Origin of the sequence: Mesorhizobium sp. M0016 (assembly GCF_040324035.1) — a bacterium.
Taxonomy (GTDB): domain Bacteria; phylum Pseudomonadota; class Alphaproteobacteria; order Rhizobiales; family Rhizobiaceae; genus Mesorhizobium.
On record NZ_JAMYVM010000018.1, the window covers coordinates 70,692 to 96,500 of the forward strand.

Annotated in this window: 18 protein-coding genes and 1 pseudogene; 12 read left to right on the forward strand and 7 right to left on the reverse strand. The window is 61.9% G+C overall.

Features of this window, described 5'->3' with window-relative positions:
- Positions 1 to 151: 151 nt before the first annotated feature.
- The 5 genes from NKJ88_RS23290 (at position 152) to rlxS (ending at position 4,294) form a co-directional block, all read left to right on the forward strand.
- Positions 152 to 475 carry a DUF736 domain-containing protein gene (locus tag NKJ88_RS23290; RefSeq protein ID WP_023672372.1) on the forward strand — a complete coding sequence of 108 codons (324 nt, stop codon included), beginning with the start codon at positions 152 to 154 and terminating at the stop codon, positions 473 to 475.
- A gap of 172 nt (positions 476 to 647) precedes the next feature.
- On the forward strand, positions 648 to 917 hold the full coding sequence (locus tag NKJ88_RS23295) for a helix-turn-helix transcriptional regulator (protein WP_023672373.1): 270 nt from the start codon (positions 648 to 650) through the stop codon (positions 915 to 917).
- Complete coding sequence (locus NKJ88_RS23300; RefSeq protein WP_352445686.1) at positions 914 to 1,462, forward strand: S26 family signal peptidase; 549 nt, start codon at positions 914 to 916, stop codon at positions 1,460 to 1,462. The genes NKJ88_RS23295 and NKJ88_RS23300 overlap by 4 nt, the downstream gene beginning before the upstream one ends.
- Positions 1,450 to 2,136, forward strand: a complete 687-nt coding sequence (locus NKJ88_RS23305; protein ID WP_352445688.1) for a lytic transglycosylase domain-containing protein — start codon at positions 1,450 to 1,452, stop codon at positions 2,134 to 2,136. Before NKJ88_RS23300 ends, NKJ88_RS23305 begins: the two co-directional genes overlap by 13 nt.
- Before the next feature lie 187 nt (positions 2,137 to 2,323).
- Positions 2,324 to 4,294 carry a relaxase/mobilization nuclease RlxS gene (gene rlxS / locus NKJ88_RS23310; RefSeq protein ID WP_352445689.1) on the forward strand — a complete coding sequence of 657 codons (1,971 nt, stop codon included), beginning with the start codon at positions 2,324 to 2,326 and terminating at the stop codon, positions 4,292 to 4,294.
- 918 nt (positions 4,295 to 5,212) lie between these two features.
- Here the strand turns inward: rlxS and NKJ88_RS23315 are convergent.
- Complete coding sequence (locus NKJ88_RS23315) at positions 5,213 to 6,859, reverse strand: MFS transporter (RefSeq protein WP_352445691.1); 1,647 nt, start codon at positions 6,857 to 6,859, stop codon at positions 5,213 to 5,215.
- A 514-nt stretch (positions 6,860 to 7,373) separates the two neighbouring features.
- Positions 7,374 to 8,519: a trans-sulfuration enzyme family protein gene (locus NKJ88_RS23320; protein WP_023808114.1), complete on the reverse strand. Its 1,146-nt coding sequence runs from the start codon at positions 8,517 to 8,519 to the stop codon at positions 7,374 to 7,376.
- 89 nt (positions 8,520 to 8,608) lie between these two features.
- On the opposite strand from NKJ88_RS23320, the gene NKJ88_RS23325 reads away from it, so the two are divergent.
- Positions 8,609 to 9,253: a helix-turn-helix domain-containing protein gene (locus NKJ88_RS23325; RefSeq protein WP_023808115.1), complete on the forward strand. Its 645-nt coding sequence runs from the start codon at positions 8,609 to 8,611 to the stop codon at positions 9,251 to 9,253.
- Between the two features lie 48 nt (positions 9,254 to 9,301).
- Positions 9,302 to 9,940 carry an FMN-binding negative transcriptional regulator gene (locus NKJ88_RS23330; protein ID WP_352445693.1) on the forward strand — a complete coding sequence of 213 codons (639 nt, stop codon included), beginning with the start codon at positions 9,302 to 9,304 and terminating at the stop codon, positions 9,938 to 9,940.
- A 905-nt stretch (positions 9,941 to 10,845) separates the two neighbouring features.
- Here NKJ88_RS23330 and NKJ88_RS23335 read toward each other — a convergent pair.
- From NKJ88_RS23335 to NKJ88_RS23345, 3 genes are all read right to left on the reverse strand, one after another.
- Positions 10,846 to 12,909 (reverse strand): carbamoyltransferase family protein, encoded by a 2,064-nt coding sequence (locus NKJ88_RS23335; RefSeq protein ID WP_352445751.1) that lies wholly within the window; start codon positions 12,907 to 12,909, stop codon positions 10,846 to 10,848.
- 1,140 nt (positions 12,910 to 14,049) lie between these two features.
- Positions 14,050 to 16,260 carry a xanthine dehydrogenase family protein molybdopterin-binding subunit gene (locus NKJ88_RS23340; protein ID WP_352445695.1) on the reverse strand — a complete coding sequence of 737 codons (2,211 nt, stop codon included), beginning with the start codon at positions 16,258 to 16,260 and terminating at the stop codon, positions 14,050 to 14,052.
- A gap of 3 nt (positions 16,261 to 16,263) precedes the next feature.
- Positions 16,264 to 16,722, reverse strand: a complete 459-nt coding sequence (locus NKJ88_RS23345) for a (2Fe-2S)-binding protein (RefSeq protein WP_023708041.1) — start codon at positions 16,720 to 16,722, stop codon at positions 16,264 to 16,266.
- 776 nt (positions 16,723 to 17,498) lie between these two features.
- On the opposite strand from NKJ88_RS23345, the gene NKJ88_RS23350 reads away from it, so the two are divergent.
- Positions 17,499 to 17,861: a hypothetical protein gene (locus NKJ88_RS23350; protein ID WP_352445697.1), complete on the forward strand. Its 363-nt coding sequence runs from the start codon at positions 17,499 to 17,501 to the stop codon at positions 17,859 to 17,861.
- 34 nt (positions 17,862 to 17,895) lie between these two features.
- Here NKJ88_RS23350 and NKJ88_RS23355 read toward each other — a convergent pair whose 3' ends face one another.
- A complete protein-coding gene (locus NKJ88_RS23355) occupies positions 17,896 to 18,798 on the reverse strand; it encodes a dihydrodipicolinate synthase family protein (protein WP_352445699.1) in 903 nt (300 codons plus the stop codon).
- Positions 18,799 to 18,850: 52 nt separating this feature from the next.
- Positions 18,851 to 20,083, reverse strand: coding sequence for a trans-sulfuration enzyme family protein (locus tag NKJ88_RS23360; RefSeq protein ID WP_023692489.1), 1,233 nt, complete (start codon positions 20,081 to 20,083; stop codon positions 18,851 to 18,853).
- A gap of 74 nt (positions 20,084 to 20,157) precedes the next feature.
- Here NKJ88_RS23360 and pdxR point away from each other — a divergent pair, with 74 nt between their 5' ends.
- The 4 genes and pseudogenes from pdxR (at position 20,158) to NKJ88_RS23380 (ending at position 25,703) form a co-directional block, all read left to right on the forward strand.
- The gene (pdxR, locus tag NKJ88_RS23365; protein ID WP_352445753.1) at positions 20,158 to 21,663 is read left to right on the forward strand and encodes a MocR-like pyridoxine biosynthesis transcription factor PdxR; all 1,506 of its coding nucleotides are present in this window, start codon (positions 20,158 to 20,160) and stop codon (positions 21,661 to 21,663) included.
- Positions 21,664 to 21,819: 156 nt separating this feature from the next.
- Entirely contained in the window at positions 21,820 to 22,311 is a 492-nt protein-coding gene (locus NKJ88_RS23370) for an MOSC domain-containing protein (RefSeq protein WP_352445754.1), read from the forward strand.
- A gap of 6 nt (positions 22,312 to 22,317) precedes the next feature.
- Complete coding sequence (locus NKJ88_RS23375; RefSeq protein ID WP_352445701.1) at positions 22,318 to 23,256, forward strand: PDR/VanB family oxidoreductase; 939 nt, start codon at positions 22,318 to 22,320, stop codon at positions 23,254 to 23,256.
- Between the two features lie 51 nt (positions 23,257 to 23,307).
- Positions 23,308 to 25,703, forward strand: a pseudogene (locus NKJ88_RS23380) (transketolase).
- Positions 25,704 to 25,809: the final 106 nt, after the last annotated feature.

A 25,809-nucleotide genomic window follows, 5' to 3' on the forward strand; every position in this document is an offset into this window, starting at 1 on the left:
GCTTCCTCGCGCCGCTTCGCTTCAAAAAAGCTGCCCGCGCGGGTCCTCCGCTATCGCTGCGGCCGTCCCGGTTCCGGCGGTCCGGACGCGCCCATCACGGTCCGCCATCGCAGGGGAATGGTCCCCTGCGAGCACCAAGAGGAGACTGGAAATGACCGCGATCGGATACGTCACCAAACAGGAAAACGGCGGCTACAAGGGCCAGCTCAAGACGCTCAGCGTCCGCGCCGACATCGATATCGTGCCCAATCAGGCAAAGAGCGCCGACACCCATCCCGACTTCCGGGTGCTGACGCAAGGGGTCGAAGTGGGTGCGGGCTGGATCCGCACCGGCGAGACCTCCGGCAAGGACTATGTGAGCCTGTCGATTGCCGCCCCCGAGTTTGGCCCCCGCAAGCTCTACGCCAATCTCGGCCGCGCCGCCGGCCAGGATGACGACGACACTTACGCCATCATCTGGAACCCGGTCGACTGACCGGCCGATCCGGAAAGCCCCGCGCCGCCACCGGCGCGGGGGCCTCTCTCAGGACCCGTGAGGCCGCCGAAGGGGGCGGCGAAAACTCGCCCCCCCACTCTTCGCCCGTCCCCAAAACGATCTCGCTCGCCGATCCTCGCCTTCGCTTGTCCGTAGCGAAACGAGGATCATCATGGACGACGAAAACGAACGCGCAGCCCGCGCCAAGAAGGGCAGTCCGTTTCTCAATACCGCGCAGGCGGCCTTCTATATCGGGCTGTCCCAGCGCACGCTGGAGAAGATGCGCCTCAAAGGCGGCGGCCCGCAATTCCGCAAGCACGGCCGCTATGTCCGCTATCACATCGACGAACTCGACGATTGGTCGAAGGGGCACGCGCAGGAGACCGGGCCCGAGGACGGCGGGCACGATTCCGGCTCGGCCGGCGAGGGAGGCCGCTCATGAGCCGGCGTCCCACCATCCATCTGATCGGCAGCCATCTGCGGCGCATTCGGGCGCGCAAGACGATCGCCGTGGCCACGATGGGCCTTGCCCTGATCGGCTTCGCCGCCTTCGGCAAACCATCGCCCTGGCTGGTCTGGAACGCCACGGCGAGTGCGCCGGTCGGCCTCTATCGCGTCGCGTCCGGATCGCCGGCTCTTGGTGATCTCGTACTCGTCCGCCCGCCAAAACCGGTCGTCGATCTGGCCGCCGAACGCTTCTATCTGCCCAGCAACGTGCCGCTGGTCAAGCACCTTGCCGCGCTGGCTGGCGAGCATGTCTGCGCCTTCGGCGACGCCATCATCATCGGCGGCGAGATTGTCGCGCGCCGGCTTGCAACCGACACGCAGCACCGTCCGCTGCCTTGGTGGAATGCCTGCCGAAAGCTCGCCGATGCCGAGGTTTTCCTACTCGGCAGCGATAAAAATCGCTCGTTCGACAGCCGCTATTTCGGGCCGGTGCCGACCGAAAATATCATCGGGAGGCTCGTGCCGCTATGGACCGAGTGACCCTCCTGATGCTGGGCATGGTGTCTCTCGCACCATGCTACTGTTCCGCCGCGACCAACACGAAGCCGGTCGTCATCTCCCATAGTCCGCAGCTTGCAAGATGGCAGCCCTTGGTAGCCGAAGCAAGCCGGCGTTTCAGCATTCCACAAACCTGGATTTATGCCGTCATGGATGCCGAAAGCCGGGGGCAGACGACGCTCAATGGGCGGCCTGTCACGTCGAGCGCCGGCGCCATTGGCCTCATGCAGGTGATGCCAGGCACCTACGAGGAATTGCGCGTAGAGCTTGGCCTGGGAGCCGCCCCGCACGACCCTCGCGACAACATTCTGGCAGGCACTGCCTATCTGCGCGCCATGTATGACCGCTTCGGATTTCCAGGCCTGTTTGCAGCCTATAACGCCGGGCCGGAGCGCTACGAACAGCATTTGCAGCGTGGGCGGCCACTGCCCAGCGAGACGGTTTCGTATCTGGAAGAGGTCAAGGCGGCGGGCATTTCGGCCGCCGATATGGACGCGCTCACCGACAAATCCCGTTCCAAAACCGCGCCGGGAATCCCGTCCGGGCAGTCGCTGTTTTTCCTCCGAAACGGTGTTTCCGTGACCGGCCCGAATGGCCAACTCCTGGTGCCGCTCGGATCGGAGCGAGCAAGGTCAGGCCGGCCGGATCGCAGGTGAGGGCAGCGGCTACCGTGGTTCGGGCGGGGGGCAGGGAGGCAGGTCCGCGAAAGGCAAGATAAAGGCATCGCCTCCTGGAGGCGGCGAAGTGTTTGTCTGCACATCGTTTTCCCAGGAGGTTGCCTGCGGGTCCAGGAGGGTCTGGCGCGCAAGCCTCTGATTTTGCTGCTGGTTCATCGGAGGCCGCATGCAGGATGACGAATTCACGCCGAGGCTCGGCAAAATTGGGTCGCGCGGCTCGAAGGCGGGCAAACGCTACGCTGGCCAGGTCCGGGCCGCGGTCAACCGAGCAGGCGGCAGGAGCGGACGCGGCAGCCGCTTCATCGGTAGCCGGGTGGGGCGCGGCGGGGCTGCTGCCGCCGTTCTTAGAGCGCGCGACCCTCACGCGGCGTTTCGGCAGCGGCGCGCAGTCGTCAAGGCACGCGTCGTCAAGCTGGCCGCCAAGGGAGTCGACGGGGCTCGTGCGCACCTCCGCTACCTCCAGCGCGACGGCGTCACCCGGGAAGGCGAGCGTGGCGAGCTCTACGCTGCCGACAATGACCGCGCCGACGGCAGGGCCTTTCTCGATCGCGCGAACGGTGACCGTCATCAGTTCCGCTTCATCGTCGCCCCCGAAGACGGTATCAAGTATGATGACCTGAAGCCGCTCACCCGGCGCCTCATGGCGCAAATGGAAGAAGACCTCGGCACCAGGCTAGACTGGGTGGCCGTCGACCATTTCAACACCGGCCATCCTCACACCCACATCATCGTGCGCGGCAGGGACGATTACGGCGAAAACCTCGTCATCGCGCGGGACTACATTTCCTCTGGCCTGCGCGAGCGCGCAGCCGAACTGGTTAGCCTCGACCTTGGCCCGCGCACCGACCGCGAGATCGAGCAGCGCTTGCGCCAGGAGATGGAGCAGGAACGCTTCACCAGCATCGACCGGCAGCTGATGCGCATGCGCGACGATGAGGGGCGTGTCTCACCGGCCAGCCGAGACACCTTTCGCCAGACGCTGCACCAGGGCCGCCTGCGCAAGCTCGAGCGGATGGGCCTCGCCGAGGAGATGCCTGCGGGTCGCTGGCGCCTGGAGGATGAGCTCGAAGCCACGCTACGTCGCATCGGCGAGCGCGGCGACATTATCAAGACCATCCATCGCGAGCTGACCGGCAAGGGGCTCGTCCGCAGTGCCGCCGACTATCTTATCCACGATCGATCCGACGGGTCGGCCCAAACCGTGGTCGGACGTGTCGTCGGGCGCGGGCTGGCCGACGAAATCACTGACCGCCATTACCTCGTCGTCGACGGCGTGGACGGCAAAAGCCACTATGTTGATATCGGCAAAGGCGAGGCTACCCAACCCACGCCAGAGGGCTGCATAGTGCGGGTCAGGCCGAGGGACACCGGGCCCAGGCAAGTCGACCGCACAATTGCCGGCATCGCCACGGTCAACGACGGGCGCTACAGCATCGATATCCATCTCAAGCATGACCCCTCGGCCACCGAACGCTTTGCCGAAACGCACGTGCGGCGACTGGAGGCGATCCGCCGTGCGACCGGTGGCGTCGAGCGCGAGCCGGACGGCACATGGACAGTCGCGCCCGACCATCTCAACCGCGTCGCGGATTACGAGCGTCAGCGAGCGAGGGCCCAGCCTGTTGTCGTCGACAAGCTCTCATCAATGCCGCTGGAGAGCCAAGTAGGCTTCGACGGCGCCACCTGGATCGACCAGGAGCTGGTATCAGCCCACCCTGAGTCCTTGCGCGACTCTGGCTTCGGTCGCGAAGTACGTCAGGTCCAGGCCCGCCGACAGCAGTGGCTGATCGCGCAAGGTTTTGCCCATGATGCGCAGGATCGGGTCATCTATCGCGCCAACATGCTTTCAATGCTGCGCCAACGAGAGCTGAACCGTGTTGCCAGTCAGCTCTCGGACGAACTCGGGCTCTCGTATTCTGAAGCACAGCATGGCAATCGAATAGACGGTACGCTGCGCCGCTGCGTCGAGCTCGCCGGCGGAAAATACGGTGTCATCGAGAAATCGCGCGAGTTCACGCTGGTGCCCTGGCGGCCGGTGCTTGAGCATCATATCGGCAAGGAGGTGTCTGGCATGGTGCGCGCCGAGGGGATTTCCTGGACGATCGGACGGCAAAGGAGCGGGCCTGGCGTTTCGTGATCTGGCTAAGAACCTTCTTGTTCGCGCTAAAACTAGTACTCAGCCCAGACGGAGTTCCTCCGCCTGCTAGTTGCCCGGACCATTCATTTGGCGGAGAATTCAGTGTCTGCCAAAAAAGCGACTATGCATCAGGATCCATGATCCTGAGTCCCAAAAGCGTGCCGCCCTGGTTGCGCATCGGCGCCGCTCCCAAATCGGCCACCAGCTAGAAAGGTGGCTGACGCCTCGTGTCAGGGCCAGGGGCTTTTGGCAGCCGCGGTACGGAGAAGCCGGCTGTTGTTATTCTGCTCCAGCAGAAGCGGCGGTCGCCCCTGCGGGCAAGCATGCTGTTGGCTCGCGTGAACTGGCAGCCCGTCCCGCTGAGGATCTTGTAACGGGAAAAAGCTCGCTGCGATGCCGAAGATTTCGGTCGTCGGGCGACGACGCGTTCAGCGACCATGCCAGACGAGCTCGGCAGCCTTCTGCCGCGCCATGGTGCCGGCGCGATCAGGCCCCCGAAGGACATCGGGTCGCGCGCTGGGCACCAAGGCAGCTTTGGGCATGAGACCCGATCAATCGCGCCGTGCCGCACGGTCATTGCAGCATGTGGGGTCGAGTCGGATCAGGCCGGGGGAAAACCTGCTTGTCGCGCAGGAGCCCCGCGCCCCAGCAAGCCGCCTTGCGGATTCCTCCTCTGCCCGCTGAGCAGACGGGGGAGACCCCTCCGCCCCCTTGCACTTCGTTGCTCGCCGCTATGCAGAGGACAGGCGACCTGATCTGGCGGCAGAGGCGGTCGGGCTGAACATGGAACCCGTGATGGACACAATTGCCACGCGAAGTCTCATGCTCGCCTAACCGGCCGGAACGATTTGCAATCCGGGCAGACTCGACAAAAGGAGGAGTAGCTCGTCTGCGTCCAAGCCAGACAAGTCTTGGTTCCTAAGGGCGCGATACAAAAGGCACAGGCTGGACTTGGCTGCCGGGGGCGGGGCTTGTCGACCGCTCGATTGAAAGTGAGATGCGAGGCGGAGAATCACCCAAGTGCAGAGCGGCAACGCGCTCGCCTACCTCCCTGTCATTCACCGTTAGCCGATGGTTTAGACGAAGATAGTCCGTCCATGTCGGCGTGCGGAATGTCTCGGTCCAAAGCGTCGACTTCTGAAGGTCGCGCTGGAGGGTCCAGTCCCGCGCACCGGCGCGGCTCTGAACGCGCCGCCTTTCGCGCATGCAGCTCAGAAATTCATCGATACTCTCTTCGAGTATCGAGTACTCCACCTTGACCACGATCGGACCGCTCCTGGGCCTCAAAGGGAGGGCCAGTTCTGGTGGCCTGAAGTCGACGGCCGCTTGATCCGATTCCTCCCATAGCCGCACCGGCAATAGCTTTCCCACAGCCGCGGCCAGCAACAGTGCCGCTGCAGCACCTTCCAAAGCCCACGTCAGCGAATAGTACTGCGCGACAGCACCCCAGATCCAGCTGCCCGCTGCCATGCCGCCGTAGGTAAGGGCGTAATAGATGGACAGGGTGCGACCAACGACCCACCTTGGGCTTGCCAACTGCACACACACGTCGGTTCCGGTCCAGGTGACGACCCAGCCAGCGCCACCGATTGCAAGCGCGATCGCCGCCACAGCCACCGACGATGTGAGGGCCATCAAAAGGCAGCACGTTGCGCAAGCAACGGATGCGAGCGTGATCAATCGGTTCTGGGACGTAATGCGTCTCAAGTAGCTGCTGCCAATGCCGGCTATGAAGGCGCCTGTGCCGAAGCCAGCCAATAGCACGCCGTACACAATTGGCCCTCCCGCCAGCTGGTCGCGAACCAGGAGGGGGAGCAGAGCAAGGATCGAGATGCTTGACAGCCCGAACAGGGTTGCACGCACGATCGCCACTCTGATCTCTGAGGATATTGCCGTGAATCGCATCCCATCATGAATGGCCGTAGCCATCCGCTCGCGCGGAAGAGGCGAAGAGCGAACTTGCCACTTTGAGCGCAGAACAGCGCTCAACGGGACCAGGTCACTGAGCGCAGCGAGGGCGAAAGCCGTAAGGGGGCCCAGCAAAGCTAAGATTACACCGCCCAGCGCCGGTCCTATGCTCCGAACCACGTTGTACCCCACCGACATCAGCGTCACTGCGGCGGGTATGTCGCGCTTCTCCAGGATATCGCCTACCGAGGCGTGCCAAGCTGGATCGTTCAAGGCAAAGCCGCATCCGGCCAAGAAACTCAGTCCCAGGATCAGCCATGGACTAACAAAGCCCAGTCCCACAGAGAGTGCCAGCGCCGTGGATGCCAGTGCGATAAGGCAGTGTCCGGCAAGCATCACGCCGCGGCGGCTGAAGCTGTCTGCAATGGCTCCAGCAAGGACCGACAAGAAGAACGCGGGCAGTGTCGATGCAGCCTGCACGAGCGCAACCATTAGATCGGAGGCTGAAATCGTGGCCATGAGCCAGCTTATAGCCACGCTCTGCACCAGCCAGCCAAGGCTGGATATTTGCGTGGCTGTCCAGATAGAACGAAAGACTGGGTTGTGAAGAGGGATCAGTGTGTTTGCCGCAAAGCGCGGAGGATCTTGACGCAGCATCACTTCTCACCTCCCCTGGATGTCGTTCTTCCGCTCATTCTGCAGCGGTGCGCTCTCTGCACAGCCACAACGAAGGTCCGAGATCGCGCTCGCAACAAGGACAATGTGGCATCCACGGTGCTGATGCGCGTGGTACCAACCGGGCCGTTAGCTGATGGGTCCCGCAGCCCGCTGGGTGCGGTCAGTTCTGCCCTGCGACTCTTGGCTCGGGACGGTGCTAGCGCCCCGATGGCCGGCTTGTCAAACTGCCGTAGTGCCAGCACATCCATCTCATCTGTTGACCGCGATCTCCGACGAGGTCCAGCAGCAGTAGGTCAACGGCAAATCTGGGTATTTGCGCTTCCGGTCGAGGGCGTGGCCATCGTCCGGAAACCCGAAGACGTTCATCACCCAGGCGACCACACGCCCGCGACACGGCGGTAGCGGTTCGCCAGAGGACCTGCGTTCTACTCAGCAGGAACATTGTTCTACCGATGGTCGGCTGCGCCAGCCGCCACGTAAAGCGTCGCCATCGTCATTGGACTCCCGCTTTGCAGGTTTCGCCTAGGGCCTGCATCAGGTCATCGATAATGTCCTGAGGATGTTCAAGCCCTACAGAAATTCGCAGCAATCCGGCTGGCGCTTTGGACTTCGCACCTTCAACGGATGCGCGATGCTCTATCAGAGAATGCGTCCCGCCAAGGCTTGTCGCCCGGACAACAATCTTCAGGCGGCCGGCCACGGCCATTGCAGCATCGGCTCCGCCCTCGACGATAAAGGATAGCATCGCTCCGTAATGGCTCATTTGGCGCGTAGCAAGATCGTGTCCCGGATCAGTTTGCAAACCAGGAAAGAGCACTTTTTCGACGCGCGGATGAGACGCCAGGGCCTCGGCCACTTTCTGGGCGCCTTCGCAATGGGCGCGCATGCGAACCGGCAATGTCTGCAGGCCCCGCAACGCCAGCCAGCAGTCGAAGGGCGCTGCGACGCTGCCCTTGTGTTTCTGGACCATCCGCAATGGGCGACCGAGGGGTGACGCGTTTGGGACAATGACGACACCGGCCATCAAATCCGAGTGGCCGCCAATGTACTTTGTCGCCGAGTGGATCACCGCGTCTGCCCCGATTTCGAGTGGCAGTTGAAGCACTGGGGTGGCCCACGTATTGTCCACCACCGCCAAGGCGTCTGCCTCGTGCGCGATTGCGCAGATGGCCGCAATGTCGACAACGCGGATCATCGGGTTTGACGGCGTCTCGACCCAGACGAGGCCAGTCCGCTTCGATGTCACCGCCGCGCGCAAAGCGTCCAAATCGCGCATGTCGACGGGGGCAAAGTCGAAGCGAGACCCAATGTCGGTCTCTTCGATCAGCGAACGAATGCCGAAATACATGTCATCCGGCAGAACGATCCGACCCCCCGACGGATGGCTCTCAAACACTGCAGCGATTGCGGCCATGCCCGACGCGAACGCGATGCCGTCTTCCCCTCCCTCAAGCGTCGCCATGGCCGCCTCGAACGCATTGCGTGTCGGATTTCCATCCCTTGTGTATTCGAAGCCGGACGGAAATGACCCGTTGGCGCCTCGTTCGAACGTCGTGCTGGTGTGCAGCGGCATGGATACGGCCCCCGTGGACGCGTCGACACCTCGGCCGCAGTGGATCGCCTTCGTCTCAAAACGCATCGGTTAGTTCCTTCCTAACGGGCAGTTGCAATTTCGCGCCGGTCATTATACTGACCGCAATACGTGAGCCGAGGACCCAAGTCAATATAATGACCGATGTTACAACAGCGTTTGATGCCGAGCAGGCGCTTGGGCAAGCGATAGCTGCCCGGATCCGAGACCTGAGGCGTGACCAAAACCTGACCCTGGATCGCCTGGCCAAACTAAGTGGCCTATCGAAGGGAACTGTGGTCGCGCTGGAGCAGGGTAGGGCGAACCCCAGTATCGGCATACTGTGTCGGCTGGCGGCGGCGTTTTCGCTCTCGGTGGCCGATTTGTTGAACGAGCACCCTTCCACGGTGCGCCTTCCCATCGAGCGGACAGAGACCAGGAGGCTTTGGACGAGCGCCAAGGGAAGCTCTGCGCAACTGCATTCGTCGACCTCGGGACGCACGATGTTCGAACTGTGGAGCTGGGTCATGATGCCGGGCGACGTGTTTTCCGCGGATGCTCATAGTCCGGATACGCGCGAGCTGATCTCGGTCAGTCAGGGTGCCCTGAGCGTTGTGGTAGGTGCCCATGTGGTAATTTTAAGCGAAGGCGAGAGTGCGCGGCTTGTCACTGACCAACCGCACTCATATGCGGCGGCATCTGATGTGCCCGCCCACTTCACGATGGCGGTGCTTGAGCGTGGTGGACACCGAGATCCGGGGCACTCGTCGACGGCAGCGAAGATTCAGGGGCCCGTTCCGTAAGATTTCGCCGATCACTAACAGCCGCCATTCACGACAGGAGATTTAGCGTTGTACGTTCCGCCCCATTTTGCCGTCCCCGATCAGAACGCCCTGTTCGAGCTTATCGAGAGACACCCGCTCGGTATCCTGGTCACCCACAGCAAAGGCATCCTCGACGCGAACCACGTCCCCTTTGAGCTCGACCGCTCGAAGGGAGACAAGGGCGTCCTCAATTGCCATGTTGCCCGCAAGAATCCAGTCTGGGAGGAAGTCGCCAATGGCGATGAGGTTCTCGTAATCTTCCGTGCGGCCGACGCTTACATCTCGCCGAACTGGTATCCAAGCAAGCATGAATTCCACAAGCAGGTGCCGACGTGGAATTATCTCGTCGTCCATGCCCACGGACGCATCACTGTCCGGGATGATGAGCGGTATGTGCGCCGCAACGTGGCGAAGCTCACTCATGTGCAAGAAACCTCGCAGCCGGTCCCATGGAAGATGGGCGACGCGCCGAGGGACTTCATCGACACGATGGTCAAGGCAATCGTCGCCCTGGAGATCGAGATCACCGGCCTGGTTGGAAAATCAAAACTCAGCCAGAACAAAGAGGTGCGCGACATTCAGAACCCTGGTGAAATGCTGCGTGCCCAAGGGGCCATTGCGATGGGAGAAGCGATGCTCGCGGCTGCGGCGGCCAAATCCCAATAGCATGTGTCTTGTCCCGACAAAGCCGCTGGTGCCGGCTTCCGACGGGTCACCTAGCCCGCCTTGACGCACGGCAATAGCTTTTGACGGCCTGAAGCGACGCTGTGGTCACCGTTGTGATACTTTTCCACGCGCCTGGTCAGGCGGCAGGATTGCTCCGTCGTGACCGACGGGTTCGTTTCAGGCGCCTGCGCCCCCTCGTATGTCGGCGACCAGCCGCGCAGCGGTTTTGAATGAGGCGCAATCGCACGCGTTTCGAAGCCACGTACTTGGGGCGGCAAGCTCGACCATGCGCTCGACGCAGCTCCAAGTGCGGCGCCGTCAACGATCTCCTTGAACCTGCGGAACTTGCCCGAAAGCACTTCTCTTACGGGAGATGATTGGCTTTGTCGCCGAACCGACTGATGGAGATGGTGGCGGCGCCGCCGTAGCGATCAGACCCGCCTTGCAGCGCAATGGCTACCCGGGCGCGACTGGGAGATCCGGGCGGGACTGTGGAGCTGCGGAGACGGAGCGGATCGGCATGGAGCCGTGACCGCTTGCGATCTGGCTCTGGAACGAGTTAAGGAAGCGCGGACTTCCGATCGTGTCAAGCGCCGCCCTCTCGATGATGCCGGACAAATCGGGCCGCCACGAGCGGCGGGCCTTGCTCAGATCGGACGGACCGGATGGTTTAAGCAGGTTCGCATCAAGAGCCACGGCACCTGTGTCGTGCGGGTGCTGCTGTCGGCACGTGACCTTCTCGTCAGAGTAGGTAAAATCGAGTAGAGAACGCTAGCACACGACCCATTCAATAGCATTCCTAAGCATACTGACCAGGGCGACCTCGACCCCCCTAATCACAGCGGTGAGCTCGCAGGCGGGGTCGATGAACACTATTGATTGGCCGAGCTTGAGCGGCATCTCTATCACATTGATAGCCTATTAGGCTGGTCCAGCGTTTGATCGGACCCATCATCCATCCGAGCAGCTTGGGAGGGATGCAGCCGAACCAGGCGCTGCTCCCACAGTCTTCGCAGGTCCTCCATCAGAGCTTCATGCTCAGCCTGATCCGGCGCAATTATATTGAGGTGTTCGCTTAACACGGCTTCGCCCTCAATCCGCATCAGCAGATTAAACAGGTCGTTTGAAATTCGCACACTGTCAATGCTGAAGTGGTTCGGAATAATCTCGCAGACAGTCTCCTGATGATCTCGCGCTGTGTAAGCACGGGTTTGATGGAGGGAGACTGAGGGAGGCAATGAAATCGCAAGCGCAGTCCAATCCTGCAGCGTTGCAGCCCGTTTTTTTACCAGGAAGGGCCCGACCACAAGTCCATCCAGCTCTGTCGTCAAAAATGTGGCAATCGCGTCTGCAACCGTATCCACGATCGGTTCAGCATTGTTGTTAAAGGACGTATTGAGCAGAATTGGAGTGCCTGTCCGCTTCTTGAACGCATTGATGACCTCCCAGTAAGCGGGGTTGGCATCGCGCGATACTGTTTGCAGCCGAGCCGTACCGTCGACGTGCGTAATGGCACCCAACAAGGCGCGCTTTGAGTCACGCACGCGAACGACGAAATTCATGAATGGAAATTCGTGCTTACCGTCCGGGAGGTCGAAAAATTCGCTCGCATCCTCTTCCAGCACAGATGGTGCGAAAGGCCTATAGCCTTCGCGCTTCTTGACCATGGCATTGATCCGGTCCTTGTTTGCAGCGGGCCGAGGGTCGGCAAGAATGCTGCGGTTGCCCAGCGCACGTGGCCCAAACTCCGAACGACCCTGCACCCAGCCGATCACGGCGCCGTTGGCGATCCAGTCGGCTGCACTGCTCGCTACGTCGTCAGAGCGTTCAACCTCGAGATGTCCGGCCCATGCATTCAGTTCCTGTTCCACGGCGCGGTCGCTCCCGAGATCAGGACCCCAATAGACCTCCTGCAGTCGCTCACGCGGCGCGGGGCGGCCCATCTCGTTAGAGACTATCAGCGCAGCTCCCAATGCGCAGCCAGCGTCGTGAGACGCGGGTTGCACGAAGATGTCTTCGAAAAGCCCTGAATACAGCAGCTTGCCGTTCATCGTGCAGTTGTGGGCTACCCCTCCCGCCAGACACAACCGCTTCATGCCGGTGGCCTCACGGTGGTGCCGGAGAATGTGGAACACGATCCGCTCAAGCGCTTCCTGCAGTGACGCACTCACATCTCGATGCTGCTGGGTGAAAGGCATTCCCTTTCGCCTGATCTCGATGTTGCGGAGCAACGCCGGACCGATGCGGTCGAGGTGAACACGGTAGCTACCGTTGGCGGAGAGCTGGTAGAACTGCTCGAAGAGCTCGCGATAGGGAGCGGGGTCGCCATAGGGCGCGAGTCCCATTACCTTATACTCGTCGAACAGGCCGTAGCCGAGACAGCGGATCGTCTCGAGATAAAACAGCCCAAGAGAATTGTCCTCCGGGAAAGCCTCGATTTGCGTAATTTCTGTGCCAGACCCTACCGCCACAAGGCCCGACAGGAAATCACCACAGCCATCAATCGCTAGAATGAGACTTTGTTCGAAGCCCGACATTGCAAAGGCGCTCACGGCGTGCGCCTGATGATGACCTACGAATGAAATACGTGAACTGTCCAACTTAGTGTCGAACTCACGCGCTAACAGCTTCTGCACCAGCATTTTAGCATCCAACGGAATGGAGAGAATGTCCGGTTGGGAAGCGGACATACCTTCAAGCATGGCGTTGGCGTAGGTCTCGCTGGCGTAGACCGCGACACGATCAATGTCGCTGAGCTGAACCCCGGCCGTCGAAAGGCAGTATTGAATCGAACCACTTGGCAACTTGTTCGAGTGCTTGATTCGATTGAGGCGTTCCTCTTCTACGGCGGCTATCACCTTTCCGTCTCGGACGAGCACCGCGGCGCCATCGTGCATAAAGGCGTTCGGACGCTCGAATCGGTTTTCATGGACTTGGTCAAGTCCGCCGCTGATTCCTAGACACAGCATTTCTTTCTCCAAATAGTAACGGGAAGCCAAATTGGCCTACCTCGACTGTTTCCAACTAAATAGGCCGTGTTGTCGCCTGCAGCTGCGACCGCCCGTCCGGCATCAGCGGCATCGAAGAAAGCCTCATAAACGATCAATGAGATGTTTCGACTGTGACACCTACGGTGCCATCACGCCGAGAGCTTGGCTGGATCATCCAATCCTGAGCGGCTGCTGACATGTATCCGGCGCTGTCGTTTTCATCGGCAGAACCAACTTGCGATGCCGCCTGTTCTTGGGAAGGGCGGCCGTCGACGAATAACAGTACCGCCTCCTTGAACTGGCCCGATTTCATTCTCCGAAGCGACCATGGTCGCACCGCCCGACATTGTCGGCCAGTTGCAACTCACTTTCTCGGCACGACCTCCACTGCACGTCAGTGCGCATCGAAGATTTTCTCCTTTGGATTATTCCTAAGGCAGCTTTCGTCACGCGATAGAGCAGCGTGTGATTGGTGCGTGAGGCTCTTTTTTTGTCCATGCACGATTCCGGAAGAGTGATGAAATCGATTGTTTTGATCAAAGTCATCCACGCTATGAATAACAGCCGCAGCACATGCGTTTCAAAGCCCTTCAGGCTTCCCGGATGGCTACTCCGATGTGAAGCGCATGGCATTCCAAGCGCTCTGTCAACTAAACGATGAGTATCGGCGTCGACCCTCATTGCCTTCGTCTTCGTGACTCCGTGACAGCGGCTGGCATTGTGTTTGTAGGGCATCGGGCGAAGATCATGTCGATCGGCCATCTCGCCTGCCTATCGGCAAACCCTTGAACAATGATCCACGCACCAGCGCGATTGTGATCACGAGCGCCTCTGAGCTCGGGAGGTTCGGTTTTCTGAGGGTTCCTGGGTCTCCGAAGCGATGGAGGTAGCTAGCCTTCCTGGTGCTATACGGTTGTGCTCTTCATGGAGTGGACGCATTTGCGTCTCGAAAGCGGTTCTTCAGTGGAACCGGCGCCAAGGCCCGTCTGTGGTCGTTCAGAACACGGGGTGCCGTCTCCAAACCGGATATTGGAGCGGGCAGCCGCCGGAATTTGACCCATGGAGATGAGCGCCTGTCAGGAGGCGTTCGAAAACGGCGCGATCTTCATCGCGGCTGTTTCATGGTGTCATTCCTGACATGTTCTTTATAATCGGCAGCTTGCGGATAGTCTTGCCCGTCGCCGCCCGTAGCGCGTTGGCGACGGCCGGGCCGATCGGCGGCACACCTGGCTCACCAACTCCCGTGGGCGGCTCCTCGGACGGCACAATGTGCACCTCGACTCGCGGCATCTGCTCGATCCTGAGCGGTGTATAGGTATCGTAGTTCTCTTGGTCTACGACACCGCCCTTCAGGGTCAGCTCCTCCTGGAGGATCGCGCCTAGCCCGAAGCCGATACCGCCCTCCATCTGAGCGCGAATCTGGTCAGGATTTATCGCGGTGCCGCAATCTACCGCGCAGACGACGCGGTCGACCTTGAAACCATTTTCATCGTTGAGAGTGATCTCCACCACATCGGCGACATAGGTCGAGAGGCTTTCATGCAGGGCCACGCCGCGGAAACGGCCTTCCGGCAGAGGCTTGTCCCAGCCTGCCTTCTCAGCAGCCACTTTAAGCACGGCGGCATGCCGTGGATGGTGACCGAGCATTGACAAGCGGAAGTCGACCGGATCACGGTTCGCAGCGGCGGCGAGCTCATCGATCAGGGTTTCCATCGCGTAAGCGGTGTGGGTGGAGCCTACCGAACGCCACCACAGCACCGGGATGTTCACGTCCGTGGTGGTCAGCTCGACCTTCAGGTTCGGGATCGCATAGGGCAGGTTGGTGGCGCCCTCTACGGAGGTTGGATCGATGCCGTTCTTGATCATCGCCGCAGAGGTCGAACCGACCAAGACCGATTGGCCCACGATGTGGTCATGGAGAGCGACGACATTGCCTTTCTTGTCGAGCCCCGCCTTGACTGCGTGCACATAGGCCGGCCGGTACCGCCCACCCCGCATGTCATTCTCGCGGGTCCACTGCACCTTCACTGGCTTGCCGCGTCCCAGTGCACGCGCTGTGGAAACAGCTTCGATAATGACATCTGCATCGAAGACCGCGCGGCGGCCGAAACTGCCGCCGGTCTTCATCACGTGCAGCCTCACCTTGTCCGGCCTGGTGCCGCCTACCTGAGCGGCAGCCGCCTGATAAAGGTCGGGCATCTGGTGTCCGCCCCAGACGTCGATGGTGCCGTCTTCGTTGATTCGGGCGGCCGCGTTGAGTGGCTCGATCGAAGCATGGACAAGATAGGGGAATTCGTAGTGCCCCTCGATGATTTTCTCAGCACTGGCGAACGCTGCGGGAGTGTTACCGTCGTCGCGCGCGGTGGCCGCGCCCAGATCGTCTGCTGCCTTGTTGTATTCGGCCATGATCTCGGCCGTGCCGCGCCCTTCGGCCTTCTCCTCGTTCCAGGTCACCTCCACGAGGTCGCGGCCCTTGAGCGCCGTCCAGGTGTCCCTGCCAACCACGGCAATGCCTCGCGGCGTCTGGACGACATCGACAATGCCGTCGAGTGCCTTGGCCTTGGTTGCGTCGAAGCTCTCGATCTCGGCGCCGAACTTCGGCGGATGGATCATAACGGCCGTCTGGAGTCCCTCCATCACGAGGTCGATCGTGTAGGTCTGCGCGCCGTTGGTCTTGCCGGCGGAATCGTAGCGCTTGAGGCTGTCCGATCCGATCTGGGCCCACTTGTCGCGCGGCTTTAGCGGCACGTCGTCGGCAACCGGCATTCCCGCTGCGGCTTCAGCCAGGTCACCGTAGCGCGCCTGCATCCCTGAGGCGTGCGACACGACCCCGGAAGCGACTTTGATCTCGCCGGCTGGCACATCCCACCGCTGCGCCGCGGCCGCCACCAGCAAGGCCCGTGCGGCAGCACCCGCCTTGCGGTAGCGTTCCCACGACGAACTCATCGACGTGGAGCCACCAGTTGCCTGTGCGGCCCCGCCCCAGGCGAGATTGCCGTAGAGCGCGGTATTGCCATATCCGCCGACCACGTCCACCTGCGCCCAGTCGCCGTCGAGCTCTTCCATAACCAGGGTGGCGATGCCGAAATAGGAGCCTTGTCCCATCTCGAACTGCGAGGAGTAGATGATGATTCGGTTCTCCTTTGTGATCTCGACATAGGTCTGGAAGGGGTTCGCCTGAACCTTTGCAGTAGTCGTTTGTGCGATGTCGGACGCCGCCAGCACTAGCCGGTAGCCCACGGCGAGGCCAGCGGTGGTGACGCCCGCGCCGACGAGGAACCGGCGGCGCGTGGGCCGCACGGAGTTATGCTTCGAGAGAAACTGCGACATGCCTCAAGTCTCCAGCCGGTTGGCGGTCTCGTGGATGGCCGCGCGGATGCGATGATAGGTGGCGCAGCGGCAGAGATTGCCGCTCATCGCCGAATCAATATCATCGTCCGACGGCTTAGGCGTCTCTGTAAGGAGGGCCACGGCCGACATGATCTGGCCAGACTGGCAATAGCCGCATTGAGGTACGTCGAACTCGGCCCACACGGCCTGGACCGTTTCGCCTATCTTGCCCGACACACCCTCAATGGTGGTGATCGAGGCTCCTTCGATGTCGCCGACTGCGGTCTGGCACGAGCGCGTCGGCATGCCGTTAACGTGAACCGTGCAAGCGCCGCACTGGGCAAGCCCGCAACCGAATTTCGTTCCCGTGAGTCCGATGACGTCACGGACCGCCCAGAGCAGCGGCATCTCTGGATCGACGTCGAGTGTTCGCGCCTCGCCATTGAGGGTAAAAGCGACCATTGCTTGCTCTCCTTGTCCTGAGCTGGCTATCTCGTTGAGCCTCCGCCCGCCTGGCAACCGAGCTCTTGATGCTGAGGCCTAGCCGACCACACCCTAGGAACGCGCAGCTCAAGCAACAAGCCGCTAGGTTGGCGAGTTACGAGATCGTGAAGTGGGTCGTGTCGAAAGGCTGGAGGCAACTGAATGTCATTTTTTGGGCGGACAGGCCGCTTTAGGCTGGGTTACACGAGACTGGACATTCGGGTCGTCGCGAACATCGACCGCTGGTCGGCCGCGTCCGGCAGGGCCCTGATTGGCTACACGAAATGAAATGGGACGACTATCGATGGGGGCCTACCTCGACCCGCAACCTCCACGACTGGACCCTCAGGTTTCCGGCTATCGTCCCGGGCGGTGGCCGAGCTCGGCGCCTCGGACGCGATAATAGACGGTGAGGCGTTCGTCGTTGACCAGAAGGCTTGTCGCGCATTCCCAGTCTTCAGCGGGCTCTTGGCCGCGGCGGGAGACGTCAGGACCATGCTTGCCGGCTTCGACCTGCTCAAGATCGACGGCGAGGGTCTTCGCGATCGGCCACTCGTCGATCGGCGCAAACCGCTAGTTAACCTGCTGAGACGCCGCCAAACGGCATCGTTCTGAGCGACGAGATCAGCGGCGGCAGCGACATTCTCGCGCAAGTCTCCCAGTTCGGCCTCGACGGCATCGTCTCCAAGCTGCGTGTCAGTCCATATCGATCCGGCCGGCGCCAAGAATGGGTGAGACAAAATGCGTGCTGAGTGATGAGTTCATCGTCATCGGCTGCGAACCCGGCAACAGTTACGGCGGTCGGGAAGCGTGCTCTGGCGAATGTCGAGGACGGAAATCTGGTGTTCGCCGGCGGCATTGGCGCCGGCTTCAATGCGCGCACCGGGCCGGAAGTAAAGCGCCGGCTCGATGCCATTCCAATGGATAAACCACCGATTCCTAGTTTGAAGGCGAACGGTGCGGCATGGGCGGAGTGCCCTGCGCAGTCTGTACCTCCGCAGTCGATTGTCGAGTTCGAAGGGGGTGTGATTGGCGTCGAGACCGCTCCAGCCATGGCTATCAGCACGCCGAGTGCGTTGTTTTCGATCAGTTCTCGAAATGAGCGGGTAAATACATGACACTTCCTTTCACTTGCCGAACGGGGTTTGCTGTTCACCGGCTGGCATCCGATGGCAAGCGTTCCAACGCGGCGGCGATCTGGCGCTTCGCTGCTGGGGGCAGAGGCAGGATGGGACGCGGGGGGGCGGCGCGGCAAATGTCGAGCAATTCAGCGAGTGCATAGACGACGCGAAGGCTCGAGAACTCCTTGAAGAGGCTCCAGATCGGGACCAGCGCGGCATCGATCCGTCGCGCTTCGGCCGCATCGCCCTGTTGCGCCGCTGTGACGATCGTCATGCAGACCTTGGGCAGGATGCCCGCGAGGACGCTGTACCATGTGTCGGCGCCGGCGATCATGGCCTCGGCGGCGTTCCAGTCGCCGCTGTAGCCAATCGAGAACCCTTCCGGCAGTGTGCGCCTCTGGGCGGTCAGGTGGTTCTTGATCGCATCGCTTTTGTCTGTCGGATTCTTGATGGCGACAATCCCAGCCACCTTTGCCAGGCGGCTGACAAGGGGTGGACTGAAATGGAAATGCGTCGTTCCTGGATTGTCGTAGACGACGATCGGCAGGCCACTTTCACGCGGCACAGTGGAGAAATGTTCGAACACCTCGTCATCAGTAAGCGGGGTGTAGGAGGCGGCGGCAAGCAAACCCGCGGCAGCTCCAAGGGCCTTGGCGTCCTGCGCGAGCCTCACGGCTTCGTCGGTGCGCAGCGCGCCTATACCCACCACGACCGGCATTCGCCCTGCGGTTTCGTCCAAGGTCTCGGCGAGCGCCCGCCGCCGTTGCTCCCGCGACAGATACATGTATGTGCCGGTGCTGCCGAGAAGACCGATTGAATGGACCTGAGCGGCGCCAAGCCGAGAAATCAGCTTGCGCAGACCAACGCTATCGACACGGCCGTCACGATCGGTCGGCGTAATGGGGAACGCGGAAAGACCGCTCAGGAATGCCATGGCAAGGCTCCAGGTTCATGCGTGAGCGCAAGGGTGGCCACACGACAGGTCATCATAAGCCGTCCAGACCCCGCCGCAGGTCTGCGATGAGGTCATCGGCGTCTTCAAGACCCACCGAGAGACGCATGAGGTCCTCGCCCACTCCATCGGCCAAATGGGCATCCTTGCGGATCGGCTGCCGAGCACGGGTGAGGCTTGCTGGATGATAGATAAGGCTGTCGGCATCGCCGAGGCTGACGGCGCGAGTGATCAGGTTGAGCCGGTCCATCATCAGGCGCGCTCCTTCGTATCCAGCGTGGAGGCCAAAGGCCAACATGCCCGATCCGTTGGACATCTGTTTTCGCGCCGTCACCTGATCAGGGTGCGAGTCGAGGAAGGGATAACTCACAAATGCCACTGCCGGGTGCGCTTCCAGCGCCCGAGCCACCGCAAGGGCCGTGGCGCTGTGCCGTTCCATGCGCAGCGTCAGCGTCTTCAGACCGCGCAGGATCAGGAAAGCTGACATGGGCGAGAGCGCTGCGCCGGTGATGTAGCGCAGGCCGGTTTCATGCAGCGTGCGGAGCGTTTGCGCGTCGCCGAGAAGCGCTCCGCCAAGGGCATCGCCATGACCATTGATGTACTTGGTCAGCGAGTGGAGCACGATGTCCGCCCCGTGCTCAAGCGGTCGCTGGAGCGCGGGCGAGGCGAAGGTGCTGTCGACTGCAACCCTTACACCGCGCTCGTGAGCGCGCTCGGCAATTGCCGCGATGTCGAGGATGCGGCTCAGCGGATTGACCGGCGTCTCGAAGAAAACCAGCCGCGTCCGCTCGGTGATCGCGGCATCGAGATTTTGGGGATCGGACAGATCGACCGCGACGACCTTGATGCCGAAGCGGGGGACCGCCTGTTCGACCATGGCAAGCGTGTTCGCATAAAGCGTCTTGTGGACGATGAGTTCATCGCCTTGGGACAGGAGCGACAGGATCAGCGTGCCGAAGGCCGCCATCCCCGAGGCAACAACCAGCCCCGCCTCGGCTCCTTCCAGATTGGCGAGCCGCTGCTCGAGGATCTCGGTCGTCGGATTGTATTCGCGCGCATAGAGCCGTCCACCAAGAGCGGCGGCGGCCTCGTTTGCTGCCACGCTTTCGAACCCATAGGTTGACGTCAGGAACACTGGCGGCTGGACGGCATTGGAAAAGCCGGCCGGATCGTAGCCATGATGGATCGCCCGGGTGGCAAATCCGGGGCTGGTGCGGTTGAGAGACCCCGTTGGAGCATCGGTTTCGGATTGATATTTGCGGGTCATTCGGCCTCTGAGATCTTTCTTGGGCTCCGAAAACATTGACGGCAAACTGGCCGATGTGAAATATCCAGTTGGCGATGAAAGAGATGGTCCAGTCTTCAAGTGCCGGGTCTGCAGCGCGCTTGCATGCGATGGGTGCACGCCAGATATACGAAGCCCTTCGCGAGCAAATCCTCGGCGGCGTCTACGAAACCGGCAGTCAGTTGCCATCCTCCCGGGCCCTGGCAAATGACCTCGGCGTTTCGCGAACCACGGTGACGATCGCCTATGAGCAACTGGCTGCGGAGGGTTTCATCGAAGCCCGTCAAGGCGCGCGACCTCGCGTTGCGTCTTCGTTGATCGGCCATGAGACGGGCCGCACTCACGCGAAACGGGTCGGCCCAATCCACCTGTCCGCATATGGCGAGCGGCTGCGCGCGACGTCACCCTGGCCAGATTATCTGCCGACTGGGCTGAAGGTCGAGTTCCGCTATGGGGACCTGGCACCGTCGGACTTCCCATCATTGGTCTGGAAACGCGCGATGAACGAGGCGATGGGGCAGCGCCCGCTGCGTCTTGCCTATGACGATCCTCGCGGCTCGCGCCGGCTCCGCCAGGCGCTTCAGGGATATCTCTGGCGCGCTCGGACCCTCAGCTGCGACCTCGACCAGATCGTCATCGTCAGCGGTTCGCAGCAGGGCCTTGATCTGTGCGCGCGCCTGCTTCTCGATCCCGCCGACAGCTTCGTCATCGAGGATCCGTGCTACAGGATGGCGCGTCAGGTCTTTGCCAGTACGGGTGCTTCACCCATCCCGGTCATCGTCGATGAATACGGCATGAGGACCGAGTTGCTGGCGGGGATCGGAGCACGACTGGCTTATGTGACGCCATCGCATCAGTTTCCGCTGGGCGGCGTCATGCCGATCGCGCGCCGCCATCAGCTTCTGGAATGGGCGCGGCACAACAACGCCTATGTGATCGAGGACGACTACGACAGCGAATATCGCTACGACATCAATCCGGTCCCTCCGCTGCACAGTCTCGAGGACCACGGGGCTGTCATCTATCTCGGCACGATCTCCAAAACGCTCTCGCCGATGCTGCGCATCGGCTACCTCGTCCTCCCGCCCGAATTGCAGGAGGTCTTCGCAACCGCCAAACAATTCGCAGACCGGCATTCGCCGGTCGCTGAACAGGAAGCGCTGGCATCGTTGATCGAGAGCGGCGGCTACGAAAGCCATGTGCGCCGTGTGCGCAGGCTGAACGGCGAGCGTCGGGAAACGTTGTTGGGTGCCTTGCAGCACAGCTTCGGGGATCGCATCACTGTCCAGGGAGCTGATGCGGGACTGCACGTCGCGGTTTGGTTCAATGACCTGCCACGATCGCGGGAAACGGCCTTGGTCGAATCCGCCCGCGACGCTGGCCTGGGGCTACACTTGATCTCGCCGCTCTACGAACGGCCATCGGACGAAGGCCGCACCGATCGCGTCGGACTTGTCATGGGCTATGCCGCCTTGAGCATTCGGCAGATCGGGAAGGGCGTTGAGATCCTGCGAGAGGTTGTCAAGCAGGTGCAAGACGCGATGCCGGCGCGGAACAACTGAGACGGGGCGACGTCGAAAGCTGGCGCTGAAAACGGTCCGAGACCCCTCGTATTTCTTTCCAGACAGCCAACTGGACCGGGAAAATGCCATGCAACTGGCGCTGTTGATCAGGCCAGTTTTGCAGCAGGTTCCACGAGACGAATTCCGAGAGCGATGATGACCTGGCGAGGAAAGCTGCTTCACGTCCATATCGCGCCCGCTGCCTCCTATGAAATGGAGGAGCTGGCGCAGGCGCAGCTTATTGCCGGCCAAGGCATTGTCGGAGACCGCTACTACCTGGGGACGGGGACCTATTCGGCGCGTCCTGACGTTCGGGGGGTGACACTGATCGAAGCTGAAGTTCTGGACGCCATCGCGAAGGGCGAGCCCAGGATTCCGGGCTTCAAGGCCAAGCTCGCACCCGAAGATCACCGGCGCAATCTGACGACACGAGGCGTTCCGCTTGGCCATCTTGTCGGCAAACGCTTCCGGGTCGGGGAAACGATCCTCAGAGCCGCCCGGATGAATGTGCCGTGCAAGTATATCGAGGAGTTGCTGGGGCTTCCGGGTCTCTACGAGGGGCTTCTGAACCGCTCCGGCCTGAACTGCACAATCGAGGTCGGGGGCGTGATCCGCCCCGGTGATCTGATCTTGCCCATCGACGAGTGAAACGCCATGGCCTCGCCGCGTATTATCATGAAGCTGACCGTGACCGCTGTCCGCAAGGAGCCGGGCGACGTGCTGGTCATCGACCTGAAACACCCACGCAAACCTGTGCTGCCGGCGTTCGAAGCGGGTTCTCACGTTCCCGAAGGAAAGGTACGTCAGTATTCACTTTGCGGCGACGCGACCGAGCTCAGCTGCTACACCATCGCGGTGAAGCGCGAGAATGACGGCCGTGGCGGCTCGGCGTGGATCCACGAAACCATTGTCGTCGGCTCCACACTGCCTGTCTCCGCGCAACGCAACCATATTGCTCTCAAGCCAGGCGAGGGGCCGACTTTGCTGCTGGCAGGGGGGGTCGGGATCACCCCGGTTCTGGCCATGGCGCGCGCGCTCGCCCGGCAGGCCAAGCCCTTCGAGTTGCACTATTTCACCCGCGGCCGGGCGCTCACGCCACTCTTGGAGGTAATCGAGGACGATCTTCCTCGCGATAATGTTCGGTTCCATTTCGACGACGAGCCGGCGACCCGCCAGGACATCGCCGCGCTGCTGGCGAACCATTCGGTCGAGGCTCAGGTTTACTATTGCGGGCCGCCTGGATTCATGGCCGCCGTGGGGCGGGCGGCTGAACCCTGGCCCGAGGGCACGGTTCATTTCGAAACTTTCCAGCCTCCCGAGTTTGATGGCGCGCCACCGGAACCATTCCTCATAGAACTCCGTGCGGGCAGGGTGGTTGAGGTTTCGGCTGAGACCACGGCACTGGCCGCCTTGCGTGCGGCCGGTGTGCCGTTGATGGCCTCGTGTGAGAACGGGGTGTGCGGGACCTGCGAATGCGCAATGCTGGCGAGACAGCCGATCCATCGGGATGCCGTCCTGTCCAAAGAGGCACGCGGCCACCGCTTCATCCCCTGCGTGTCGCGCGCGACAGGTGTGTTGAAGCTCGATCTTTGACCATTTGGGCGGGGGTCCTGTGAGACCGGCAGCTGATTTGCGGGAAACTGAATGACGAGGAAACTGGAATATCTAAACGAGATCGAGCGCTGCGTCTCCTGGCTCGCAGCCTGGACGATCCACCACGCCAACCACCACCGCGAGGGCGATGAGATCAAGGTCGGGGGGCATCAGGCCTCGTCCGCGTCGCTGAGCACCATCATGACCGCGCTCTACGGTTCGGTCCTGCGCCCGCAGGATCGGGTGGCGGTCAAACCCCATGCGGCGCCGATCTTCCATGCACTTCAGTATCTGGCGGGCAACCAGACCCATGAAAAGCTCATGAACTTCCGCGGCTACAAGGGCGCGCAGAGCTACCCTTCGCGGACGAAGGATGTCGACGATGTCGACTTCTCGACCGGGTCGGTGGGTCTCGGCGTTGCTCAGACGCTGTTCTCGTCGCTGGTGCAGGACTACGTCTCGGGTCACGGCTGGATGAAGGAGCGTACCGAGGGCCGAATGGTCAGCCTGATCGGCGACGCCGAGATGGATGAGGGCAACATCTGCGAGGCCCTGATCGAAGGCTGGAAGCACGGGCTCAGGAACTGCTGGTGGGTGGTCGACTACAATCGCCAGTCGCTCGACGCCGTGATCCGGGAGGGCCTCTGGCAGCGGTTCGAGCAGATTTTTCGCAACTTCGGCTGGGACGTGATGGTCCTGCGCCACGGCGCTCTGCAAGAGGCTGCCTTTGCCGAGCCGGGGGGCGAGAAGCTGCTCGAGTGGATAGAGCGCTGTCCGAACCAGCTCTATTCGGCGCTGACCTTCCAAGGGGGTGCTGCCTGGCGCAAGCGGCTGCTCGACGAGATCGGAGACCAAGGGCCGGTCACCACTCTGATCGAACGCCGCTCCGACGACGAGTTGCAGGCGTTGATGACGAACCTTGGCGGGCATGACATGCCGAGCCTCCTCGAAGCCTTCGAGGCGGCGTCCAGGCATGACCGTCCCGTCTGCTTCATCTGTTACACCATCAAGGGCTACGGTCTGCCGCTTGCCGGACACAAGGACAACCACGCGGGGCAGATGACGCCCACGCAGATGGAAGACTACCGCCTGCAAATGGGCGTAAAGCGGGGTGAGGAGTGGGACAAATGGGCGGCCGCCAACTTGCCGGAAGCGGAACTTGACGCCTTCTTCGCAAGGGCGCCGTTCTTCAGTGAGGGCCGTAGGAGGCTGTCTGCGCCGTCGGTGCCGGTGCCCGAAACCCTTCCGTCACCGGGGCAGCCCGGCAAGCCGCTCTCGACCCAGATGGGCTTCGGCCAGTTCCTGAACGACATCGCACGAGAGCGCAGTCTGCTTGCCGACCGCATTGTCACCACCTCGCCCGATGTGACGGTCTCGACCAATCTCGGTGGCTGGGTCAACCGGCGCGGCCTTTTCGCCCGGGAGACCATGGCGGACACCTTCAAGGCCGAACGCATTCCGTCGACCTTTACCTGGAATTTGGGCCGAAGGGGCAGCACCTCGAGCTCGGGATCGCCGAGTCGAACCTGATGATCATGCTCGGGGCGCTCGGTCTCTCGCACTCGATTAATGGCGTGCGCCTACTGCCGATCGGGACAGTCTATGATCCCTTCATCTACCGATCGGCCGACCAGCTAAACTACGCCTGCTATCAGGATGCGCGCTTCATGCTGGTCGCAACGCCCTCGGGCGTGACGCTGGCGCCCGAGGGCGGGGCACACCAGTCGATCGGCACCCCATTGATCGGCATGGCGCAGGATGGGCTTTGCGCCTTCGAACCGGCCTTCGTGGACGAACTGTCCGTGATCATGCGCTTTGCCTTCGATTACATGCAACGTAATGGCGAGGGGAATCCGGATGAGACGACGTGGCTGCGTGATCAGACCGGAGGATCGGTCTATGTTCGCCTGTCAACCCGGCCGCTCGAGCAGCCGCTGCGCGACATGAAACCGGCGCTCGCGCGGGACATCGTCAACGGCGCCTATTGGCTGCGTCCGCCCGGGCCGAACGCGAGTGTCGTCATTGCTTACCAAGGCGTTGTCGCGCCGGAGGCGATTGCCGCGACGGGTCTTCTGGCGGAGGACCGGCGCGATGTCGGGCTGCTCGCGATCACCTCCGCGGACCGGCTTAATGCGGGCTGGCAGGCGGCGGAACGAGCCCGGCAGCGTGGCGCGATTGGCGCCCTGAGTCATATCGAGCGGCTGCTCGCGCCGCTATCGCGTGACTGCGGCATCGTCACCGTGATCGACGGCCACCCGGCGACGCTCGCGTGGCTCGGTGGGGTTAACGGGCATCGCGTGAAGGCGCTCGGGGTCGAGCATTTCGGCCAGACGGGGACTATTGCGGACCTCTACCGTCACCACGGCCTGGACACCAACGCCATCGTACATGCGGCACAGGCGGTGAGTGCGGGACCGGCTGTTCGCTACCGGAAGGCGCTGCCTTGACCATGAGCTACCGGACGCTTCGGGCCGGTACGGATCGGCTCACGTCCACCGCCCGGCCATTTCCACGGGCGTTCCGGTTCGCTTCAAAGCGGACAGCTGCCAGGGA

Bases quoted from the DNA above. Each gene is read 5' to 3' on its own strand.
- NKJ88_RS23290 (WP_023672372.1), top strand. From the start codon at position 152: ATGACCGCGATCGGATACGTCACCAAACAGGAAAACGGCGGCTACAAG.
- NKJ88_RS23295 (WP_023672373.1), top strand. From the start codon at position 648: ATGGACGACGAAAACGAACGCGCAGCCCGCGCCAAGAAGGGCAGTCCG.
- NKJ88_RS23300 (WP_352445686.1), top strand. From the start codon at position 914: ATGAGCCGGCGTCCCACCATCCATCTGATCGGCAGCCATCTGCGGCGC.
- NKJ88_RS23305 (WP_352445688.1), top strand. From the start codon at position 1,450: ATGGACCGAGTGACCCTCCTGATGCTGGGCATGGTGTCTCTCGCACCA.
- rlxS (WP_352445689.1), top strand. From the start codon at position 2,324: ATGCAGGATGACGAATTCACGCCGAGGCTCGGCAAAATTGGGTCGCGC.
- NKJ88_RS23315 (WP_352445691.1), bottom strand. From the start codon at position 6,859: ATGCTGCGTCAAGATCCTCCGCGCTTTGCGGCAAACACACTGATCCCT.
- NKJ88_RS23320 (WP_023808114.1), bottom strand. From the start codon at position 8,519: ATGCGTTTTGAGACGAAGGCGATCCACTGCGGCCGAGGTGTCGACGCG.
- NKJ88_RS23325 (WP_023808115.1), top strand. From the start codon at position 8,609: ATGACCGATGTTACAACAGCGTTTGATGCCGAGCAGGCGCTTGGGCAA.
- NKJ88_RS23335 (WP_352445751.1), bottom strand. From the start codon at position 12,909: ATGCTGTGTCTAGGAATCAGCGGCGGACTTGACCAAGTCCATGAAAAC.
- NKJ88_RS23340 (WP_352445695.1), bottom strand. From the start codon at position 16,260: ATGTCGCAGTTTCTCTCGAAGCATAACTCCGTGCGGCCCACGCGCCGC.
- NKJ88_RS23345 (WP_023708041.1), bottom strand. From the start codon at position 16,722: ATGGTCGCTTTTACCCTCAATGGCGAGGCGCGAACACTCGACGTCGAT.
- NKJ88_RS23350 (WP_352445697.1), top strand. From the start codon at position 17,499: ATGAGTTCATCGTCATCGGCTGCGAACCCGGCAACAGTTACGGCGGTC.
- NKJ88_RS23355 (WP_352445699.1), bottom strand. From the start codon at position 18,798: ATGGCATTCCTGAGCGGTCTTTCCGCGTTCCCCATTACGCCGACCGAT.
- NKJ88_RS23360 (WP_023692489.1), bottom strand. From the start codon at position 20,083: ATGACCCGCAAATATCAATCCGAAACCGATGCTCCAACGGGGTCTCTC.
- pdxR (WP_352445753.1), top strand. From the start codon at position 20,158: ATGAAAGAGATGGTCCAGTCTTCAAGTGCCGGGTCTGCAGCGCGCTTG.
- NKJ88_RS23370 (WP_352445754.1), top strand. From the start codon at position 21,820: ATGACCTGGCGAGGAAAGCTGCTTCACGTCCATATCGCGCCCGCTGCC.
- NKJ88_RS23375 (WP_352445701.1), top strand. From the start codon at position 22,318: ATGGCCTCGCCGCGTATTATCATGAAGCTGACCGTGACCGCTGTCCGC.